Here is a 5,180-nt window from a genome sequence, read left to right on the forward strand (position 1 = left end):
GCTCCTGCCGGTCGCGCAGGTACAGCGCCAGTCCGGCCGCGATGGCGGCGCCCGAGCTGGAGCCGACGATGGCCGACCGGGTCGGGTCGACGCCGATCTCCGCGGCCCCTGTACCGACTCTCCTGCCGGCTCCTTCGCCGGCCTCCTCGTCGGGGCCGCCCGTCAGCCAGCTCCACACGGCGTGGGCGTCATGCAGCGCCGCCGGGTAGGGGAACTGGGGGGCCAGCCGGTAGCCGACCGAGACGACCACCGCCCGGGATGCCGTGGCATACCACGCGCAGTGCTGGTCGAACTGCTCAAGCTCACCCAGCGTGAAACCACCGCCGTGGACGAAGAGCACCACCGGCGCCTCGGCATCGGCCTCGGCAGGACGGTAGACCCGTACCGGCACGTCCCGCACGTCCGGCCCGTCGATGATCTTGACGTGTGTGTCGGTCGTCCGGACGCGGTCGGCCGCGGGGTGCAGCCGGCTCAGCCGGGGGCGGCTGGGCGGGTTCACGAGATAGTCGCGCAGCTGCGGGTCGACCCGGTCCTCCAACGGTACGGACGCCACGACGCCTTCCTCACCATGTCGAGCTTCACTGTGTCGCGCTCCACCGTGGCGAGCTGTACTGCGGTGAGCTGTACCGCGGTGAGCTGTACCGCGGTGGAGCTGTACAGCGGCGAGCCCGCCAGCGGAGCGCAACTTTGACTCCACGGACACTATATTGAACGTTCAGGTTCATTCAAGTTGCCGCGCGGAACTGTCGATCGATATGGTCACACGATGGCACCGTCCGCTACCGTCCATCACGGTCGGATCGACAAGCGTGTCGCGATCCTCGACGCCGCGCTGCGCGTGTTCACCCGCGACGGGTACGGCCTGGCTCGGGTGGAGGCGATCGCGGAGCTGGCGGGAGTCGCCAAGCCCACCGTCTACAACCACTTCGGTGACAAGGAGACGCTCTTCCGCACGGTCATCCTCGACGGCGCCCGGCGCGCCGGCGACAGGATGGTCACCGCGCTCGACACCCTGCCCGACGACGGCGCCGACCTCGCCGGCGACCTCTCCCGGGTGGCTCGCGAGGTCATCGACTGCCAGCTCACCGGGGAGGGCTGGATCCTCCAGCGGCTGATGTATGCCGAGGCCGGCCGGTTCCCCGACCTCTTCGACGAGGCGCTCGCGTACGGAGGGTCGCGGGTGCGCAGTGCCCTCGCCGGCCGCCTCGCCCGCCTGTCCAACCGCGGCCACCTCGACCTCGACGAGCCCGACACCGCCGCCGCGCACTTCCTCGCCCTCGTCTCGGGAGACCTCCCCGAACTCTCCGCGCTCGGCACCAGAGAGGTCGCCGACGCCGAGCTGCGCGCGGCCATCGCCGCCGGCGTCAACACCTTCCTTCGCGCCTTCGCCCCCGTCCGCAGCCCAGATCATCCACCGCAACCTCCGGAACGCCGACGAACCCGGGAGGTTGTGGTGAGAGATCGACATGTATCCTGACCTGCAACGGCACAGAATTTTTAGATCATCTCACCATGATCTAAAAGATCTTCAAAAGGAGGTTGTGGTTGGATCTTGCAAACCCCCGGCTCAGGCGGGGTACAATCCGGACAGCGGGTCCCTGCGATCTACAAATCCGAGTCGGATTGAAACCCGGCGGTGAAGACCGGATTCATCTGGAATAATTTCTGCGATCTTACGAATCCGAATCGGATTGAAACAGGATGTGGCCGACCCCGAAGATCGTCGACAGGAGGGTGTGCGCGATCCGCAAGTCTGGGCCGCGCCTCCCCTGCGAACGGCCTGGGCGGCGGCGAAGCCGCTGTTCCCCGTGGTAGAGCCGTTGCGGGGCGATGAGTTGGATGGTGCGGTCGCCAGCGGCGGCATCGTGGAGTTCGGGGGTGAAACCCGCGTCGCTGAAACACGGCAGGCGCGAGACACCGCCGCTGGCGGGGGNGGGGTGCGGATGCGGGCGGGGTCGGTGGATTTCCGGTCGATTTCACCGACGGCCGTCGGTGTCGGCCGAGGCGGCTGAGCGACCTTCAGTGGACAGTCCCTGCGATCTACAAATCCGAGTCAGATTGAAACTACGGGCCACCGCCCACGATGCTCATTTCTATGCCGGTGTTCATGATCTGCAAATCCGAACTGGGTTGAGGCGGGTATTCGCCGGGCGTCGGTGTTTGTGGTTCGTGGGGCCGGGTCGGATTGTTTCCGGCTGTTCCGGGGCGAATTCGTTCGGTTGTATTTTGGTGCCGGATGTGAGTGGTGGTTGTGGCGGGTTTTTCTTGGGAGCTGATGGACGGTCCGGTGGCGGGCGTTCGCGGGTGTGGTGACGGTGGGGGCGGGTAATCTTTTGGAGAATTTTCTTGTGATCTAGGATGGCTGGTGCGTCGCGGGGGTGGCCCGCTCGGGGGTGGGGCGGATAATGGGTTGTACGTGACATGTTTCACATGCGGGGTGTCGATTATTCGGTGCCGCTCGGATTCTCTTCTTGTACCGTTTTCTGCCGGAGCACGCTTTGTGTCCAGATGTGACCTGTAGGTGTCCGGTGGCGGCAAGGGAGCCCGTTGCGATGTTCATGATCGGGAGGCGCTCGTTATTGTCGTTCGCCGTGCTGGCTGCCGCGCTGGGCAGTCTGACCGGGCTGTTCGCCTGCGCTACCCCGAGGGCCCAGCCCGGCCGTGCGGGATCGGGCCCCTGTACTTCACCGGGTGTCACAGACAGCGAGGTCAAGATCGGCTTGTTGTTCGACGACAGCGGGCCGACGTCGGCCGCCTACCGTACGTTCCGGGCCGGTGTCGAGGCGCGTCTCGGAGTGGCCAACGCCGCGGGCGGCGTCCACGGTAGGAAGGTCGTGTATGCCTGGCGGGACGACGCCGGTTCTCCCGACGGGAACCGCGCCGGTGCTCGCGAACTCGTTCGGGACGAAGGGGTCATCGGCATTCTGGAAACAGCGGGGGTGGTGGTCGGCTCCGCGCAGTATCTCGACGATCTCGAAGTCCCGGTCGTCGGGCTGGCCGGCGACGTCGACTGGAACAACCACGACAACATGTTCTCCTGGCACTACTATTCGGCCACGCAGGGATCCTCCAGCGTCTGGGGGGATTTCGTCCGTAGCCAGGGCGGTACCCGCGCCCTGATAGTGAACACCGAGCTGAGCGACGCCACGGAGATCTTCTATCAGAAGCTCAGAACAAGCCTGCAGGCGGCCAGTATCCGCGTCGAGGCGAGCTTCACCGTGACCGCCAAGACGACCAGTTTCGGGGCACTGGCCGCGCAGATGAAGGCGGCGCGCCTCAACACTCTGGCCGGCATCGTCACTCCGGACATCCTCGCCCAGATTCTTCCGGCGGTCCGCGCCGCCGGTGTCAACCTCAAAGCGGTGATCGCTCCGTTCGGCTACGACCCGGCGTTGCTCAAGCAGCTCGGCCCGACCCTCGCCGGCACCGTCATCTACATCACTTTCGTCCCGTTCGAGGTGAACAGCCCCGCACACCAGCGGATGATCGACGCGATGACGCGGTACGCCCCGCAGGTGCAGTCACCCGCCCAGGACAGCGCGGTCTTCGGCTGGCTGTCCGCCGACATGTTCCTGCGCGGCCTGGAGGCCGCCGGCCCCTGCCCGACCCGCCCGGGGTTCATCCGGGGGCTGCGCGGCGTGCGCGCCTACGACGGCGGCGGCCTGCTGCCCGCCCCGATCGACCTCGCGACGAACCGCGGCAAGGCCGCCAACTGCTACGACTTCGTCCGCGTCAGTGACGACGGCAGCCGCTTCCTGCCGCTGGACCCGGTGGTGCGCTGCGGCCTCCCCATCAGCGACACCCCCGTCAGCTGACGTCCTCCCGTCGCGCCCGTGCCTCGGCGTCGGGCCGCTCCGCCGGACGACCGGCACCGGGCCACGGGGGATGCGGCGCGGACAGCCAGTCGCACCACGCGCCGAGGCCGGCGCCGGTACGGGCGCTGATCTTCAGGCTGGTCGCGCCGGGATTGACATCGGTGAGGTTGCGGCGGAAGAGCTCGAGATCGAAGTCCAGGTAGGGCAGCAGATCCACCTTGTTGATCAGGACGAGGTCGGCGGACCGGAACATGATCGGGTATTTCAGTGGTTTCTCCTCGCCCTCGGTGACCGAGAAGATCATCGCGCGCCGGTGCTCGCCGACGTCGAACTCGGCCGGGCAGACCAGGTTGCCGACGTTCTCGATGACGACAAGATCGAGAAGGTCCAGCGGCAGGCGCCCGATCGCCGAACGGACCATGGCGGCGTCCAGGTGGCACTCGCCGCCGAAGCCCTGACCGGTGTTGACCAGCGACACCACGGCGCCGAGCCCGTCGAGCCGGTCGGCGTCGATGCTGGTCTCGATGTCGCCCTCGATCACCCCGACCCGCAGCGTGGGGCACAGCCGGCGGAGGGTCTCCCGCAGCAGGGCCGTCTTGCCGGCGCCCGGCGCGGACATCAGGTTGACGACGTGCGTCCCGGCGGCGTCGAAGTCGTGGCGGTTCGCGGCTGCGAGCCGGTCGTTCTCGCCGAGGATCGCGGCCAGCACCTCGACACGCCGCGTCCCGGTCTCGTAGCCGGAATGATCTCCTATGCGCTCGTCCTGGCCGTGATGGTGATCGTTACTGTGATGATCATGACTGTGGCGGTGGTCGTCGTGCGTGCTGTCGTCGGTGTGCCAGTGGAATCGGCCCATGGTGATCCTCCTCCGGCCCGCGCCGCCGACCGAAGCCGCCGACCGTGAAACTCGTTGATCGAAGGTGTCGATCGAACCAGCCCGCGGCCGTTCACGCCTCCCCGAGCTCCAGGGAAGTGATCAGAAACTCCTCGCCCCGCAGCACCGACACCTCGTGGCCGCCGCACTGCCCGCAGAGCATGACCGGCGCGCTCAGCGTCCAGGTGTGACCGCAGCCGGCGCAGCGGACCCGCGCCGGCACGCTTTCGACCCGCAGCCGCGAGCCGTCCAGCGTGCTGCCCTGGCTGACCAGCGACCAGCAGTGGACGAGGGTGTCCGGCACGATCTGCCGTAGCTGCCCGATCCGTACGTTCACGGTCCGTACCGGACGGTCACCGGCGTGCTCGACGACGATGCCGGCGATGGCGTGGCAGATCGACAGCTCGTGCACGGTGCGCCCCCTCCGCGGCTGCGCCCGGCCCGCCGGACGCGTCCACCCCAGTTTTGATCATCTGGATCGCGCCCGCCGG

5 protein-coding genes are annotated in these 5,180 nt (G+C 67.6%); 2 read left to right on the top strand and 3 right to left on the bottom strand.

All coding sequences use genetic code 11. From position 1 onward, the window contains the following. Window positions 1-553 (bottom strand): alpha/beta hydrolase (locus FrCorBMG51_RS28965; RefSeq protein WP_162233193.1); only part of this gene is annotated, 553 nt, incomplete at its 3' end. 213 nt (window positions 554-766) lie between these two features. Between FrCorBMG51_RS28965 and FrCorBMG51_RS09780 the strand changes: the two genes are divergently transcribed. Together FrCorBMG51_RS09780 and FrCorBMG51_RS09790 are read left to right on the top strand one after the other, a co-directional pair. Further along, on the top strand, window positions 767-1,477 hold the full coding sequence (locus tag FrCorBMG51_RS09780) for a TetR/AcrR family transcriptional regulator (RefSeq protein WP_052914519.1): 711 nt from the start codon (window positions 767-769) through the stop codon (window positions 1,475-1,477). A 1,075-nt stretch (window positions 1,478-2,552) separates the two neighbouring features. Further along, on the top strand, window positions 2,553-3,815 hold the full coding sequence (locus tag FrCorBMG51_RS09790; protein WP_047222757.1) for an ABC transporter substrate-binding protein: 1,263 nt from the start codon (window positions 2,553-2,555) through the stop codon (window positions 3,813-3,815). Here FrCorBMG51_RS09790 and hypB read toward each other — a convergent pair. Then, the gene (hypB, locus tag FrCorBMG51_RS09795; RefSeq protein WP_047222758.1) at window positions 3,808-4,671 is read right to left on the bottom strand and encodes a hydrogenase nickel incorporation protein HypB; all 864 of its coding nucleotides are present in this window, start codon (window positions 4,669-4,671) and stop codon (window positions 3,808-3,810) included. The genes FrCorBMG51_RS09790 and hypB overlap by 8 nt on opposite strands. A 91-nt stretch (window positions 4,672-4,762) precedes the next feature. Beyond that, window positions 4,763-5,101 (bottom strand): hydrogenase maturation nickel metallochaperone HypA, encoded by a 339-nt coding sequence (locus FrCorBMG51_RS09800; RefSeq protein ID WP_047222759.1) that lies wholly within the window; start codon window positions 5,099-5,101, stop codon window positions 4,763-4,765. Window positions 5,102-5,180: the final 79 nt, after the last annotated feature.

Origin of the sequence: Protofrankia coriariae, from assembly GCF_001017755.1 — a bacterium.
In the GTDB taxonomy this organism is placed as follows: Bacteria; Actinomycetota; Actinomycetes; order Frankiales; family Frankiaceae; genus Protofrankia; species Protofrankia coriariae.